General features: G+C 41.1%; 1 protein-coding gene. It reads right to left on the reverse strand.

The features are described 5' to 3' along the window. A partial coding sequence (locus ACT9TX_RS18510) for a hypothetical protein (RefSeq protein WP_481340615.1) occupies nucleotides 1-404 on the reverse strand: 404 nt, incomplete at both ends.

The raw sequence follows: 404 nt of genomic DNA on the forward strand, positions 1-404 counted from the left end.
CTATGACTTTCTAAAATATTTAAAGTAGGTGCTGTACCAGTACCATCATTTTGTACAAAAAATGCTTGCCCGTTTTGGATGTACCTTGCTAGTTGCTTAGATGTTAGACCACCAGTGTAAGATGCGTCTGGGGTAACTGTTGTACCAGTGCTGGTAACAAATACGCCTAAATTAGGGTCATAAACGGTAAATGTGGTAGATAGGTTTTTGAAGTTAGTAGCGTCTGCAGAAAGTGTAACCCAATCTAGGTTGCCGAATAGAGGGTTTGCAATTAAACTGTATTGATTAGCACCTGTTTTTAATAAGCTAGTCATAGCAGTACCAGCACTGGTGCCACTTTGTGCACCTGCACTACCTGTACCTATTTGTCTTGCAGTACCACCAGAACCTAAATTGCCAGTTGC

The sequence above is a fragment of the Parasediminibacterium sp. HNIBRBA5674 genome, assembly GCF_056745525.1.